11 protein-coding genes are annotated in these 15693 nt (G+C 62.5%); 6 read left to right on the top strand and 5 right to left on the bottom strand.

What is annotated here, in order from left to right:
• Positions 1-60 precede the first annotated feature (60 nt).
• The gene (locus FFS12_RS18630; protein WP_137889067.1) at positions 61-255 is read right to left on the bottom strand and encodes a hypothetical protein; all 195 of its coding nucleotides are present in this window, start codon (positions 253-255) and stop codon (positions 61-63) included.
• 925 nt (positions 256-1180) lie between these two features.
• On the opposite strand from FFS12_RS18630, the gene FFS12_RS18625 reads away from it, so the two are divergent.
• Complete coding sequence (locus FFS12_RS18625) at positions 1181-1486, top strand: c-type cytochrome (RefSeq protein WP_137889065.1); 306 nt, start codon at positions 1181-1183, stop codon at positions 1484-1486.
• Between the two features lie 29 nt (positions 1487-1515).
• Positions 1516-2796 (top strand): FAD-dependent oxidoreductase, encoded by a 1281-nt coding sequence (locus FFS12_RS18620; protein ID WP_137889063.1) that lies wholly within the window; start codon positions 1516-1518, stop codon positions 2794-2796.
• An 86-nt stretch (positions 2797-2882) separates the two neighbouring features.
• Here the strand turns inward: FFS12_RS18620 and FFS12_RS18615 are convergent, their stop codons facing one another.
• From FFS12_RS18615 to FFS12_RS18600, 4 genes are all read right to left on the bottom strand, one after another.
• Positions 2883-3509: an SCO family protein gene (locus FFS12_RS18615; RefSeq protein WP_137889062.1), complete on the bottom strand. Its 627-nt coding sequence runs from the start codon at positions 3507-3509 to the stop codon at positions 2883-2885.
• A gap of 42 nt (positions 3510-3551) precedes the next feature.
• Positions 3552-5237, bottom strand: coding sequence for a multicopper oxidase family protein (locus FFS12_RS18610; RefSeq protein ID WP_305955928.1), 1686 nt, complete (start codon positions 5235-5237; stop codon positions 3552-3554).
• A 654-nt stretch (positions 5238-5891) separates the two neighbouring features.
• Positions 5892-6509 carry an SCO family protein gene (locus FFS12_RS18605; RefSeq protein WP_137889057.1) on the bottom strand — a complete coding sequence of 206 codons (618 nt, stop codon included), beginning with the start codon at positions 6507-6509 and terminating at the stop codon, positions 5892-5894.
• Positions 6510-6549: 40 nt separating this feature from the next.
• Positions 6550-8418 (bottom strand): multicopper oxidase family protein, encoded by a 1869-nt coding sequence (locus FFS12_RS18600; protein ID WP_256657487.1) that lies wholly within the window; start codon positions 8416-8418, stop codon positions 6550-6552.
• A 1202-nt stretch (positions 8419-9620) separates the two neighbouring features.
• Between FFS12_RS18600 and glyA the strand changes: the two genes are divergently transcribed.
• The 4 genes from glyA to FFS12_RS18580 all read left to right on the top strand — a co-directional run bounded on the left by glyA (position 9621) and on the right by FFS12_RS18580 (position 15642).
• The gene (gene glyA, locus FFS12_RS18595; RefSeq protein WP_137889055.1) at positions 9621-10874 is read left to right on the top strand and encodes a serine hydroxymethyltransferase; all 1254 of its coding nucleotides are present in this window, start codon (positions 9621-9623) and stop codon (positions 10872-10874) included.
• Positions 10875-11017: 143 nt separating this feature from the next.
• Positions 11018-12268: a sarcosine oxidase subunit beta family protein gene (locus FFS12_RS18590; RefSeq protein WP_137889053.1), complete on the top strand. Its 1251-nt coding sequence runs from the start codon at positions 11018-11020 to the stop codon at positions 12266-12268.
• Between the two features lie 15 nt (positions 12269-12283).
• A complete protein-coding gene (locus FFS12_RS18585; protein ID WP_137889051.1) occupies positions 12284-12613 on the top strand; it encodes a sarcosine oxidase subunit delta in 330 nt (109 codons plus the stop codon).
• Entirely contained in the window at positions 12610-15642 is a 3033-nt protein-coding gene (locus FFS12_RS18580; RefSeq protein ID WP_137889048.1) for a sarcosine oxidase subunit alpha, read from the top strand. Before FFS12_RS18585 ends, FFS12_RS18580 begins: the two co-directional genes overlap by 4 nt.
• Positions 15643-15693 lie beyond the last annotated feature (51 nt).

Below are 15693 nucleotides of genomic sequence, written 5' to 3'. Positions count from 1 at the left end.
TTTTTTTTTTTAATGATGTGTAGACCTATGAGTTGTACACCTTTCTATTCGTCGGCAGCGTCAGATGGTTATAAGAGACAGGGCTACCTCATCATCATCACCATCCTTGGCGGTGCTCATACCCGGTCGCAACAACAACGGCGCGGCCATCGCCGCGGCGCCGAGTTTAAGGAACGAGCGCCGGGCCTCGACAGCGGCCGAGTCTTGCGGGGGTGGCAGCCGCGCTTTCCGGTGTCTCGAGTCGGTAGTTTTCATGGCGGTTCTCCCTTTCAGTCAACTTGCTCATCGCTGACGGCAACCTGGCACCTGAAGTGGCGGCGAGGCGTCAGCTCCGTATTCGAACCGGGAACTCGGCCGCCGGGCATTGGGATAACGCCCGCAGCCGAACGCCTCTGAGGCGCTTTCGCTGATCAGCGCTCAGTCGTAGTGGGTTCTGTGCGTGGACGACAGCGAACAAGCGGTCGGTATGGAGTTGCCGGGAGGAAACACGCTGATGGGTCGAGAAAGCGCCCGTTAGTGGCGGCTTCAACATGCGAGTGAGTTGCTCTCTGTCCATGATCTTCTCCGTCGTTGTGTTGCTCCTGACCCCGGGCCTAACGCCTTTCCTGTGCAACACAACGCCCTGCAAAACGTCAAACTCCTCTCTAGAACTGAAATGTATTACTTGAGGTGCCTATGCTAAGTGAAGTTCAAGTCCTGTTTTTAATGTGTATGCAAGCAGCTGTTTTGTTAGGGGTTTAATAGATCGTTGTGGCGCATTGATAGCGACTGTTAAGCCTGTGAGCTATGGCCGGCACTCCGGCGTTGGCTCATCTCAGCCGGGTCGTGAGAGCGGCTGATCCGGCCAGGGACCTGGCGCAGGGTGCTTCTGAAGGCGATGACGAAGAGGTCGGTATTTTAACCAAGCAGAGGCTCTGCCGACGATTCAAAGGGGGAAGAGTCTTGGGTTTCAGAGGCGCGACGAGTGGCGTCTAGCCACCCTGTTTTCAGACCAAATGCACTTGTCATCATTCGGCAATTAAACGACTTTGCGGTTTGGGCGGATTTCTTGTCCGCTTGCAACATCCCCACCAAGGAATAGGCGCAGATAAATCGTATCGCATCACCAGATGTGAGGATTTCTGCCCGCGCCAAGGTTCACCGTACTTCGATATCAGACAACTCTCAGGAGGGTCAGACGGTGAAACACATAGACACTCACCTCTTAGCCATCACCTTGTTCGCGGCGAGCATTACACCCGCATTTGCGGCCGACCCACCGCCCGGCCGTTTGCTGGCGTCGCAATGCTTCCAGTGTCACGGCACCAACGGCAAGTCGCAAACCAAGATCGACAGCATCAACGACGAACGCGCGGATGACCTGTTCAAGGAACTGCTCGAGATGAAAGCCTCGACCAAGATCACGGTGATGAACCAGCAAGCCAAGGTCTACAGCGATGCAGAGTTGCGGCGGATCGCCGATTTTCTGGGGCGGCCGGCTAATTGACGCGCATCCACTAGCTTGGAGGAAATCTCATGAGTGACTTCAATCGGCGTAAGTTTATTCAGATCTGCGGCAGCGGCCTCGCGCTGGCCGCCTTGCCTTTTTCGCTCAATGCGGCGGCCGGCGCGCGCGTCGTCGTGATCGGCGGCGGCTTCGCCGGCGCCACGGCCGCCAAGTATCTGCGCCTGCTGGGAGGCAATATCAGCGTGACCCTGGTCGACCCGGCGGCCGCGCATATCTCCTGTATCGGCAGCAACCTCGTGCTCACTGGCGAAAGCGCCCTCTCCAGCCTCACGAGGCCCCTTGCCACGCTGCGCGATAAGTTTGGCGTGCAGCTGGTGAGCGGCCGGGCGGTGCGAGTCGATCCGGGGTTGCATCGGGTTCACCTCGCCAGCGGGGCGACGCTCGATTACGAGCATGTGATCATCGCCCCGGGTATCGACTTCGAGCGCGTCCCCGGCCTCAATTTCAACGTGATGCCGCACGCCTGGATCGCCGGCGCGCAGACGACCCTGTTGAAAAATCAGCTGAATGCCATGCCGAACGGCGGCACCTTCGTGATCACTATTCCGAAGACGCCATTCCGCGCCCATACCGGCCCCTATGAGCGGGCCACAGTGGTAGCCGACTTCTTCCTGCGCACCAAGCCCGCCTCGAAGATCCTGATCCTGGACGCGAACCCCGATATCGCCGCCATGAGGCGCACCTTCAGCACGGCATTCACCGGTATCTACCGCAATATCGTGCAGTATCTGCCAAATGTGACGGTGAACTCGGCGGATGCCGCGAACATGAGCCTCAACATCACCAGGGGCGGCGTGACGAGCATTGTGCGGGGCAGTGTGATCAACGTCATTCCACCACAACGCGCCGGCAGGCTGCTGTTCGACAGCGGTCTGGTGCCAAGCGGCAGCAAGTTTGCGCCGGTGAATCCGCTCAACTATGAATCCACGCAGATCCCCGCCGCGAACATACACATACTCGGCGACTCGCAAGCGACTGGCCAGGCCAAGTCCGGTCATATGGCCAACTCGCAAGCCAAGGTGTGCGTGGATGCGATTCTGCGCGCGCTCGTCGGTCTGGCGCCGGACCCGGCGCCGAAAACCACCGCCGCCGCGTTCCCGCCCATCACTCGCACAACCGCGAGCTGGACGAGCACAACCTATGCGTTCGCCCCCCCCAGCGGGCTCGCCACCATCGGGACCATGGTAGCGGTGCCAGGCACGCCGGCCGAAGCGCCCACACCTACGGAAGATATTCGCGAAGAGATGGCGGGCTGGCTGGGAAACTTGCTAAGCGACAGCTTCGCCTAGACGGCATTGCTCGACACGCCGTCAGCCACCAGGTCGCGCCGCTCTGCAAGCACAGGTGTTTGTGCTAGCAGCGGCGCCCCGTCGCCCTAAACCCTGCGCACGACGGCTCTGTCCACATGATTGATGGTGGCCAGGATCTGCTCGGGCGAGGTCAGCGCGGGCGCCATGGTCCAGCGCTGGTAGGCATCGTTGCCGATGCGCAGCATGCCGGAATGGGACGCCTTGTCGCCGTCGACCAACGGGTCGGGATCGTAGAAGCCGAGGCTATAGCGCAACTCTTCGATGTCGGCGGGCGCGCCGGTCAAGAACAACCAGCCGGGCTCGATATGGTGCAGTTCGACGTATGCCTTCAGGCTCTGCGGCGTGTCCAACTCCGGCTCTAGGGTGATCGAGTACATGAAGACGTCGCGGCCCACGCGTTCGCCCAACAGCTTCTGCACCAGCCGCAGGTTGGCCGTCGCGGTCGGGCAGATCCCGGCGCAGGAGGCATACATCATGTTGATGGCGACCACCTTGCCGCGGATCAGGTCGTCGTAGAACCGCACCGCCTTGCCTTCGTGGGTAAAGAGCGGCGTGTTTGGCAAGCGGCCGTCTGCGGCAGTAGCGCCGCGAACGAACAGTGGTGCTGCGCCGACCCCGCGCCAGGCGGCCCAGCCGAGCGCGGCGGCGCCCAGGGCGCCGATGCCGGCCAATAGATCTCTGCGAGTGTTCATCTGCATTTCTCCGGGCTCATGAGCCTTGTTGCCGCGCACTACTCAGTTTTCCTCGATGTCCCAGCGCAGCATCATCGCGTGGTCCTCGTGGATCACGTTGTGACAGTGCATGACGTACTTGCCGGTGAAATCGCGAAAGTGCAGCAACACCCTGATGGTCATGGTGTTTTCCAGCACGAAGACGTCTTTGCGGCCGCGCTCGTGCAGCGGCACCGGCACGTTGATGCCGTCCACGGACTTGCTGAGGATGCGGCCTTCCTCGAAGTGGATGTGGATGGGATGGGACCAACCGCCGGACTTACCCACCAATTCCCAGACCTCGGCACTGCCTTGCTTGATCTTGGCCCGCGGGTTGTTCACGTCGACCAGCCGCCCGTTGATCTGCCACAGGCCATTCTTGCGATCGAACTCCCAGCGCCGCACCGGCAGTTTCGCGATTTCTTCAGGGGTGGGTATATCCGGCAACTCCCGCAGCTCGTCCGGCACCTGGCTCAGATCCTGCTCCGGTGGAGAGCGATCGACGATGAACTTCAGCACGCGGGTGCCCGGCGCCTTAGCGTCCTTGGGTCCACGGGTGCTGTCCTGGCGCAGGCGGTTGACCAGGTACAGCTCGGTGCCGAGGTACTTGGAAAAGTCCACCACTATGTCGGCGCGCTCGGCCACGGCGAGCCGCACCTTGGTCTGGTTGCGCAGCGTTTTCGGCAACAGGTTGCCGTCGTTGGCGATGTAGTCGAAGCGCTGCACCTCGTTGTTCGCTTTGACCAGATAGAACTCGTAGAAGCGGCTGGTCCCGCTGTTGAGCAGGCGCAGGCGGTACTTGCGGGCGTCCACGCGCAACACCGGCTCGATCTTGCCGTTGACCACCACCTTGTCGCCCAGCACGCCCTCGACATGGAGCTGGTCGAAGAACAGCTGGCCGTCCGGAAGCGGGGTGAAGCGCCGGTCGCCAAAGGCCAGCGGGTAGTCGTAGGGGTGGCTCGGCAGCTGCAGCGCGCTAGGGTTCGGATCACGTTCGTCGCCCGAGTCGATATGGTCGAACAGCAGGTAGAACCCCACCAGCCCGCGGCAGACGTTCGGCGCGGTGAAGTCCAGGCAGTGGTCGTGATACCAAAGCGTACCCAGGGCCTCGCGAGAATCGCCGATGCCGTTTTGCAGCTGATCGTAGCCGGCATAGATGTTGGGGTAGAAGTGGTCTTTAAAGGTTCCTCTGCCCTGGTTTGGCCCCGAGTCGTCGAGGGTTGGCCCCGCCTCGTTCAGGCTGTAGAAGTCGCCCGGGAAGCCGTCGCTCTCCGAGGGCGAATGCAGATTGTGCAGGTGGGTGGAGATCTCCGGGCTGCCGAAGCCGACGTGATCCTGCGGCAGGTCGTTGTGGATGCGGCAGAGGACTGGCTTGCCGTAGTGCGCGAAGATGGTGGCGGGCACGGTCGCGCCCGGTGTGGCGCCTCGGTAAGCCCAAACGGTCTGTAAGGGCAGATCCGGATGGGTCACCCATGCGGTGTTCTCCACGGCCCTCAACTCATAGAGTTCCGGCGCGCCCAGCACGTCGGTGAGCTCGTCGAAGCGTTGGTGCGGCGCTCGCCCGGCTTCGCCGCCGGCGACGTTCGCTTCCAGGCTGGGGGACGGGCTCAGGGTGCTGACGGCTTCGATCGGCACGATCTGCCTGGGCAGCTCCTCCAGCCAGGGCCTGGTGGTCGGGCTGGGGGGGAAGATCGGCTGGGGTGTGGTCACCCACTCCGCGGCAGCGCTGTTGCGTGCTCTCAGGAGCAGCGGCGCCGCCATGGCCGCGGCGGATAACTTGAGGAATGAGCGTCTTGCTGCGCCGTCGGGTAAATCTTTAGAACGGTTCGAGCTAGATTTCCAACTCTTGGGCTTCATGGGGCATACCTACCCCCCCGCTGCCAATTTGCGCTTCCAACTCAGCATGAAGGCTTAGTCCATGGAGGTTGTTCTCCCCAGCGCTAGCTTGACGGTCACAGTCCTGCGGCCCGTTCTCCGATGCCGCTCAAAGCGTCAATTAGGTGACTAAAGCTCAGGGGTTAGGAGTTGTAAAGTTAAAGTCGACAGTAATCCGTCGCTTTCGTCGGATTTAATAAAGACGCACGCGGCGCGAGAAATTCATGGCGGCCCGGCTTCAGAGCTAAAGCCATTAAAACGGTCGTAACTACAAGGGGGAGTTGAATAAGGGCGAGTTGAATAAATCGTCATGCCCGCGCCGGCGGGCATCCAGAAAGACCGTAACATCCTGGGTTCCCGCCTTCGCGGGAACGACGGTTACTCACTTATCCCGAGCCTCCTTAAGTAATCGATCTAACCCCCCCTGCCACTCGCCGCAGCGCAGTTCTGCAGTCACGCGTGCCGCGCTACCCGCGGCGTGCTGTCGCCCTAAGCCGTATGCACGACGCTATTGTCGACATGGTTGAGGGTGGCAAAGATCTGCTCGGGAACCGAGCGGGCCGCGGCCATGGTCCAGCGGTTGCTGCGGTCGTTGCCGATCCGCACCATGCCGGAGTGGTTCGCTTTGTTGCCGTCGACCAGCGGATCGATATCGTAGAAGCCGAGGCTTCTGCGCACCAGCTCGATGTCGGCCGGCGCACCGGTCAAGAACCACCAGCCCGGGCCAACACGATGCTGCTCGGCATAGGCCTTGAGGATCTGCGGCGTGTCCAGCTCTGGCTGCAAGCTGATCGAGTACATGAAGACGTCACGCCCGGCGCGTTCGCCCAACAGCTTCTGCACGCCCCGCAAGTTCGCCGTCGCGGTCGGGCAAATCCCTGCGCACGAGGTATACATCATGTTGAAGGCGACCACCTTGCCGCGGATCAGGTCGTCGTAGAGCTTCACCGGCTTGCCTTCGTGGGTGTAGAGCGTGACGTTGGGGAAATGGCTGGCGTCAGTCCCGTCGCGGCGAGCGGGTTCAGGTTCCACGGCACCGGTGCGCCAGGCGAGCAAGCCGAGCGCGGCGGTGCCCAGGCCGACCAAGACATTCCTGCGAGTGTTCATCTTCGTACCTCCAGTGTCACGGACGGGGTTGGCGCACACATCAGACGATGTCCCAGCGCAGCATCATCGCGTGATCCTCGTGGATCATGTTGTGACAGTGCATCGGGTATTTCCCCTTGAAATCGCGGAAGCGCAAGAGCACCCGAATGGTCTCGGGGCCGCGGAGCACGTAGACGTCTTTGCGGCCTCGTTCGTGCGCCGCTAGCGGGACGTTTATTCCCTCAAAATTCCGGCTGAGGATGCGGCCCTCCTCGAAGTGGATATGGATCGGGTGGATCCAGCCGTCTTCGATATTCGTCAACTCCCAGACCTCGTAGTTGCCTTGGGGGATCTGGGCGCGCGGGGACCGCACGTTGACCAGCTTATCGTTGATCGTCCACATGCCACCGCTGCGGGCAAACACCCAGCGGCGCACCGGGAATCCCGCGATTTGCGCGGCAGTGGGTAGCGCCGGCAGCGGGCGAAGCACGTTCGGCACCACGCTGACATCCGCCGCAGTGCGGTCGACGATGATCTTCAGCAGTTGGGTGCCTGGCGCCTTTACGTTCCCAGGCTTGCGCGTAGTGATCTGCTCGAGGCGGTTGACGATATACAGCTCGGTGCCGAGCGGATACCTGGAAAAGTCCACGACTATATCCGCGCGTTCGGCCACGCCGATGCGTACCTTGAGCTGGTTCAACAGTGGAGCCGGCAACAGGTTGCCGTCGTTGGCGATGTAGGTGAAGGTCTGCACGACGCCGTTCGCCCGCGCCAGATACAGCTCGTAATTACGGCTCGGGCCGGCATTCAGCAGGCGCAGGCGATACTTGCGATTAGCGACGCGCAACACCGGCTCGATCTTGCCATTGACTATCACCTTGTCGCCGAGCACCCCCTCGGGACTGAACTGGTCGAAGAACAGCCGGCCGTTGGCGTCGAAGCGCCGGTCGCCAAAGCTCAGGGTGTAGTCGTAGGGATGGCTCGGCAGCCTCAGCCCGCTGCTTTGCGGGCCCTCGTTGTTCGAGTCCAGGTTGTCGAACAGCAGGTAGAAGCCGAATAAACCGCGGACGGTGTTCGGCGCGGTGAAGTCCAGGGTGTGGTCATGAAACCATAGCGTCCCGAGGGCCTCGTCCGGATCGCCGAAGGGGGTTTTCTGCTGGTCGTAGCCGGCATAGATGTTGGGGTAGAAGTGGTCTTTCCATTTCCCTGGCGCAGTTAGGGTTGGGCCGGCCTTGAGCGGGCTGAAGTAGTCGCCCGGGAAGCCGTCGCTCTCCGAGGGCGTATGCAAATTATGCAGGTGGACGGAGATCTCGGGCGTGCTGAAGCCGGTGTGATTCTGTGGCAGCTTATTGCGAATGCGGCAGAGAATGGGTTGGCCATAACGGGCGAAGAACACCGGACTGAATTGGCTCTTATCCGGGTTGTCGCTCTCGAAGACCCAGACTGGCTGCTTCGGATAGTCCGGATGGAACTGCCAATCGGGCCGCTCCACGGCATTCAGCGAGTAGAGAAGCGGTGCGCCCAGCGCGCCAATGAGTTCGTTATAACGCTGGTGCGCGGCCCGGCCGCATTCTTCGCCGCCCGCAGTATTCGCCGTCACGCTGGGGGCCGGGGTTAGCTGGTCGACCGGGGCGAGTGGCGTGATTGCGTTGGGCAGCCTCTCCTTCCACGGCGTGGTCGGAGGGCTGGGGGGAAATACCGGCGGGGCTACCTCATCATCATCGTCCCCGGCAGTGCTTATACGCGACCGCAGCAGCAACGGTGCCGCCATCGCCGCGGCGCCGAGCTTCAGGAAGGAGCGTCGGCCTGCGCCGTCGGGTTCGTTCAACGGCGGGGGCGAGAGAGGTTTCCAGCCACTCGCCTGGATGGATATGCCCCAGCTGCCCGCGTGCAGTTTGCCTTGCCAGCTGGCCAAGAGTTTCGATTTCATGGCGGCTCTACTCCTTGTTGCGCATTCCTCATTACTGGTTGCAGACATGCTTAATTCATGGCCGCAAAGACCCCCTCCGTGTGTAAACGAAGAAGATTGAATGACAGGGAATTGGGCTAACGCCTCGGCTGAACGCGGCTGAATGGCTTGCGCCTACTCAGTGGTCAAGAGCCAGTGGTCAAGGACGGGTAGTTTCGCCCACGATGACCCCGCGCCAGAGGGCGGCGTTGCTCGTCAGGTTGGCGGTGGGCCATGCAGTTGGGGTGAGAAACTCGCAGGCGGGAAAAGCACGATCACTGCGTAGCTGAGCGATGCTTTGTCCATGATGTTCTCCCTAGCGATAGACGTGGCATAGGACGCAACGCCCTCTCCTGCGCGGCACTCCTCGCCAGCTGTCACACACACACTTACAGTCAGACTTAAGTTCTGCTGAGCGGGGCTGTCAATGTGCTGGCATTTTTCCTCTTAAAATATCTTTGTCTATCTAAGTAACTGTAATAAAGAAAATATTATTTTGGCGATATTGAGCTATCAGTAGGGCGGCCGGGCTGTTTCAGCGCTCTTTCATGGCTCTCGGTCAGGTGTAGAACCTGCGCTGTCCTGCCTGCCGTTGCCTGCTCTGGGCGTGCCGACCTAGCCGTTCTCCGCAGTCATGCCACCAGCGACGGCCTGCAACGTACATAGCCATCGGCCCTCCGGTGCCAGCCCAGCGCTGGTCAAGGGCTAAGCGCTCGAGTCGACACGCAAGCTGAGCTGTCGCATTTGGGATGCAGGGCCTCTGCCGATGGCCTAAGACTGTGGTGGTGTTTTTATTCTTTTCAGGGCGTGGAGGGGCATCTCGCCAAGGCCGCGCTTGCCCCCCATCCACCCTGGCTTGAGCAGCGTCAGGCGCGGGTTCTGGCGGGCGGGGAAACTTTTGTGCGCTAGGCTCAGGCGGCTTGTCGCCAATAGCTGGCCGCTGGGGCGGTAATTTCGCCCAGCGGTGGCTGTGCTTGGTCAGTTTGAGCATTTTGACGTCGTAAACAGGCAAACGCGGTGCCTGGGTATTTCGCAGAATCGATAACAACGCAGAACCCCAGGCCGACCACCGCTGGCCGCGTCACCGCCGCCGGTCTGCAGCAGATCCGGCGGGTGCCGAATCGACCTGGGTAGGGCGGCCTCAACAATTCAAGGTGACAGACGACTGTCGCAGGAGATCCGAGATGTTCAGCAAGCACGACCAGATCCAGGGCTACGACGACGAACTGCTGGCGGCGATGAATGCCGAGGAAACGCGGCAGGAGCACCACATCGAGCTGATCGCCTCGGAGAACTACTGCAGCCAGCGGGTGATGGAGGCGCAGGGCAGCGGGCTGACCAACAAGTACGCCGAGGGCTACCCGGGCAAGCGCTACTACGGCGGCTGCGAGCACGTCGATGTGGTCGAGCAGCTGGCCATCGACCGCGCCAAGCAGCTGTTCGGCGCCGATTATGCCAACGTCCAGCCGCACTCCGGTAGCCAGGCCAACGCCGCGGTCTATCTGGCCCTGCTGCAAGCCGGCGACACCGTGCTGGGCATGAGCCTGGCCCACGGCGGGCACCTGACCCACGGCGCCAAGGTCAGCTTCTCCGGCAAGCTGTATAACGCCGTGCAGTACGGCATCGACACCGTTACCGGGCTGATCGACTACGACGAAGTCGAGCGCCTGGCCGTCGAACACCAGCCGAAGATGATCATCGCCGGCTTCTCCGCCTACTCCAAGACCCTGGATTTCCCGCGCTTCCGCGCCATTGCCGACAAGGTCGGGGCCTATCTGTTCGTCGATATGGCTCATGTTGCGGGGCTGGTGGCTGCCGGCCTGTACCCGAATCCGCTGCCGTTCGCCGATGTGGTCACCACCACCACCCACAAGACCCTGCGCGGCCCGCGCGGCGGTCTGATCCTGGCCAAGGCCAACCCGGAGTTGGAGAAGAAGCTCAACGCCGCGGTCTTCCCCGGCGGCCAGGGCGGCCCGCTGATGCACGTGATCGCCGCCAAGGCCGTGTGCTTCAAGGAAGCACTGGAGCCGGGCTTCAAGGCCTACCAACAGCAGGTGATCGACAACGCCCAGGCGATGGCTAAGGTCTTTATCGAGCGTGGCTACGACGTGGTTTCCGGCGGTACCGACAATCACCTGTTCCTGGTCAGCCTGATCCGTCAGGGCCTGACTGGCAAAGACGCCGACGCCGCCCTCGGTCGTGCCGGCATCACGGTGAACAAGAACGCCGTACCGAACGACCCACAATCGCCGTTCGTCACCTCCGGCCTGCGCATCGGCACCCCGGCGATCACCAGCCGTGGTTTCAAGCAGGCTCAGAGCGTCGAGCTGGCGGGCTGGATCTGCGACATCCTCGATCATCTCGGCGATGCCGATGTCGAGGCGCAAGTCGCCCGACAGGCCGCCGCGCTGTGCGACGACTTCCCGGTTTACCGCTAATTCCCTTCTCCCGTTGGGAGAAGGTGCCCCGCAGGGGCGGATGAGGGAAACGGCGGGCTTTACTAGAACGCCAAGGTTCGGAGTTTCCCTCACCCCGGCCCTCTCTCCCAAGGGGAGAGGGAGAAAAGATCAGGAGCATCCACATGCAACGTTATTCCGGCTTCGGCCTGCTCAAACACTCGCTCAGCCATAACGAAAACTGGCAGCGTATGTGGCGTAACCCCACGCCGAAACCGGTGTATGACGTGGTCATCGTCGGCGGTGGCGGCCATGGCCTGGCCACTGCTTACTATCTGGCCAAGGTCCACGGCATCAAGAATGTCGCGGTGGTCGAGAAGGGCTGGCTGGGCGGCGGTAACACCGCGCGCAACACCACTATCGTCCGTTCCAACTACCTGTGGGACGAGTCGGCGCGGATCTACGAGCACGCCATGAAACTGTGGGAAGGGCTGGCGCAAGACATCAACTACAACGTCATGTACTCGCCGCGCGGGGTGTTCAACCTCGGCCACTCGCTGCAGGACATGCGTGACATCGAGCGGCGGGTCAGCGCCAACCGCCTGAATGGCATCGACGGCGAAGTGCTCAACGCCAAAGAAGTCGAGTCGATGATCCCCTACCTGGATTGCTCGAAGAACACCCGTTATCCGGTGATGGGCGCCTCCCTGCAACGTCGCGGCGGCGTCGCCCGTCACGATGCCGTGGCCTGGGGTTTTGCCCGCGCCGCCGACGCCCTGGGTGTCGATCTGATTCAACAGACCGAGGTGACCGGCTTCCGCAAGGAGAATGGCGCGGTGATCGGCGTCGAAACCAACCGTGGTTTTATCGGCGGCAAGCGCGTTGGCGTGGTCACTGCCGGTAACTCTGGGCATATGGCCAAGCTCGCCGGCTTCCGCCTGCCGATCGAGTCGCACCCGCTGCAGGCGCTGGTGTCCGAGCCGATCAAGCCGATTATCGACAGCGTGATCATGTCCAACGCCGTGCATGGCTATATCAGCCAGTCGGACAAGGGCGACCTGGTGATCGGTGCCGGCATCGACGGTTATGTCGGTTACGGCCAGCGCGGTTCCTACCCGACCATCGAGCACACCCTGCAAGCCATAGTCGAGATGTTCCCGGTGCTCTCGCGCGTGCGCATGAACCGTCAGTGGGGCGGCATCGTCGACACCACGCCGGACGCCTGCCCGATCATCAGCAAGACCCCGGTGCCGAACCTGTTCTTCAACTGCGGTTGGGGCACCGGTGGCTTCAAGGCCACCCCGGGTTCCGGCCATGTGTTTGCCGCCAGCCTGGCCAAAGGCGAGATGCACGAAATAGCTAAACCCTTCGCCATGGACCGTTTCTATAACGGCGCCTTGATCGACGAGCACGGCGCCGCCGGCGTCGCCCACTAACAGGAGAAATCCGACATGCTGAACATCTTCTGTCCCCATTGTGGCGAGCTGCGCTCCGAAGAGGAATTTCACTCGGCCGGCCAGGCGCACATCCCGCGCCCGCTCGATCCGAATGCCTGCACCGATGAGGAGTGGGGCGATTACCTGTTCTTCCGCGACAACCCGCGCGGCGTGCACCACGAGCTGTGGATTCACGCGGCCGGCTGCCGGCAGTACTTCAACGCCACCCGTGACACGATCAGCTACGAAATTTTCGAAACCTACAAAATTGGCGAAAAGCCGAGCGTGACCGCTAAAGCCAAGAGCGCTCCGCTGACCAGCCGCGCGGCAGGAGGAAAGGCATGAGCCAGATCAATCGCCTGAGCAAAGGTGGGCGGATCAACCGCAACCAGCCTCTGACCTTCAGCTTCAACGGCGCGACCTACCAGGGCTATGCCGGTGACACCCTGGCCGCCGCGTTGCTGGCCAACGGCGTCGACATCATCGGCCGCAGCTTCAAATACTCGCGCCCACGCGGCATCTTCGCCGCCGGCGCCGAAGAGCCGAACGCGGTGCTGCAGATCGGCTCGCGCGAAGCCACCCAGATCCCCAACGTGCGCGCCACCCAGCAGGCGCTGTACAGCGGCCTGGTGGCCAACAGCTGCAACGGCTGGCCGAGCGTCAACAACGACCTGATGGGCATTCTCGGCAAGGTCGGCGGCGACATGATGGCGCCCGGTTTCTACTACAAGACCTTCATGTATCCGCAGTCGATGTGGATGACCTACGAGAAGTACATCCGCAAGGCCGCAGGCTTGGGCCGCGCGCCGAAAGAAAACGACCCGGATCGCTACGACTACCTGAATCAGCACTGCGATGTGCTGGTGGTCGGTGGCGGTGCTGCCGGCCTGGCCGCCGCCTTGGCCGCCGGTCGCGCCGGTTCGCGGGTGATTTTGGCGGACGAACAGGAAGAATTCGGCGGCCACCTGCTGGACAGCCGCGAGAGCCTCGACGGCAAGCCGGCCGCCGATTGGGTGGCCAAAGCCATCGCCGAACTCAAGGCCATGCCCGAGGTCGTGCTGTTGCCGCGCGCCACGGTGCACGGCTACCACGACCACAATTTCCTGACCATTCACGAGCGGCGCTTCGACCACCTCGGTGAAACCGCGCCGCTGGGCGCCTTCGGTCAACCAGAAGCGCGTCAACGCCTGCACCGCGTGCGGGCCAAGCGGGTGGTGCTGGCTGCCGGCGCCCACGAGCGGCCGTTGGTCTACGGCAACAACGATGTGCCCGGCAACATGCTGGCCGGCGCGGTATCGGCTTATGTGCGCCGTTATGGCGTGGCGCCGGGCAAGCAACTGCTGCTGTCGACCACCAACGATTACGCCTACCGCGTCGCCTTGGACTGGCTGGAAGCCGGCCTGAAAGTGGTCGCCATCGCCGATGCCCGCCCCAACCCGCGCGGTGCCTGGGTCGAGGAAGCGCGCGCCAAAGGCCTGCGGGTTCTCACTGGCAGCGCGGTCATCGAAACCCGTGGCAGCAAGCGCGTTAGCGCGGCGCGAGTGGCGGCGATCGATCCGCTGGCGCATAAAGTCACCAGCCCCGGCGAATGGCTGGAGTGCGACCTGGTCGCCACCTCCGGCGGCTACAGCCCGGTGGTGCACCTGGCTTCGCACCTCGGCGGCAAACCGACCTGGCGCGAAGACATCCTCGCCTTTGTGCCCGGTGAAGGCTTCCAGCAGCGCGTGTGCGCCGGTGCGATGAACGGTGTATTCGCCCTCGGTGACGTGCTCGCCGATGGTTTCGAGGCGGGCGTCAAAGCCGCCAGTGATGCTGGGTTCAGCCCGGTCAGCGCCGAGCTGCCGAAAGTCTTCGGCCGCCATGAGGAGGCCGGCCTGGCGCTGTTCCAGGTGCCGCACGAAAAACCGACGGCTCGCGGGCCGAAGCAATTCGTCGACCTGCAGAACGACGTCACCGCCGCCGGTATCGAACTGGCGACCCGCGAGGGCTTCGAGTCGGTTGAGCACGTCAAGCGCTACACCGCCCTGGGCTTCGGTACCGATCAGGGCAAGCTGGGCAACATCAACGGGCTGGCCATCGCCGCGCGTTCGATGGGCATCAGCATCCCGCAGATGGGCACCACCATGTTCCGCCCGAACTACACCCCGGTGACCTTCGGTGCGGTGGCCGGACGCAACTGCGACGCGCTGTTCGATCCGGTGCGCTACACCGCGCTGCACAACTGGCACCTGAAGAACGGCGCCGAGTTCGAAGATGTCGGGCAGTGGAAGCGGCCTTGGTACTTCCCGAAAAACGGTGAAGACCTGCACGCCGCGGTCGGCCGCGAATGCAAGGCAGTGCGCGACAGCGTCGGCATTCTCGATGCCTCGACCCTCGGCAAGATCGACATCCAGGGCGCGGATGCCCGTGAATTTCTCAACCGCGTGTACAGCAACGCCTGGACCAAGCTCGATGTGGGCAAGGCCCGCTACGGCCTGATGTGCAAGGAAGACGGCATGGTCTTCGACGACGGCGTGACCGCCTGCCTCGCCGACAACCACTTCCTGATGACCACCACCACCGGCGGTGCCGCGCGCGTCATGTCGTGGCTGGAGCTCTACCACCAGACCGAGTGGCCGGACCTCAAGGTGTATTTCACCTCGGTCACCGACCACTGGGCGACCATGACCCTGTCCGGGCCGAACAGCCGCAAACTGCTGGCCGAAGTGACGGACATCGATCTGGATAAGGATGGCTTCCCCTTCATGACCTGGAAGGAAGGTCTGGTCGGTGGCGTGCCGGCGCGGGTGTTCCGTATCTCCTTTACCGGTGAGCTGTCTTACGAAGTCAACGTGCAGGCCGACTACGCCATGGGCGTGCTGGAAAAGATCGTCGCCGCCGGCAAGCAGTACAACCTGACCCCGTACGGCACCGAGACCATGCACGTGCTGCGGGCCGAGAAGGGCTTCATCATCGTCGGCCAGGACACCGACGGCTCGGTGACCCCGGACGACCTGAACATGGGCTGGTGTGTCGGTCGCACTAAGCCGTTCTCCTGGATCGGCTGGCGCGGGATGAACCGCGAAGACTGCGTGAAGGACAATCGCAAGCAGCTGGTCGGCCTCAAGCCGGTCGATACCAACGCGGTGCTGCCGGAAGGCGCGCAGCTGGTGTTCGACAGCAAACAGCAGATCCCGATGACCATGGTCGGTCACGTCACTTCCAGCTACTACAGCACCAGCATGGGCTACAGCTTCGCCCTGGCCTTGGTCAAAGGCGGGCTGAAGCGCATGGGCGAGAAGGTCTTCGCCCCACTGGCGGATGGCCGCATGATCGAGGCCGAGATCGTTAGCTCGGTGTTCTTCGACCCGAAAGGGGATCAGCAGAATGTCTAACCGGCTGCCGATAGCACTCAGCTCCGAGCGGTGCGTGACCCACCCAGAACG

This window comes from Pseudomonas sp. 2FE (assembly GCF_005503735.1).
In the GTDB taxonomy this organism is placed as follows: domain Bacteria; phylum Pseudomonadota; class Gammaproteobacteria; order Pseudomonadales; family Pseudomonadaceae; genus Aquipseudomonas.
This window is presented reverse-complemented; position numbering and strand designations above follow the sequence as displayed.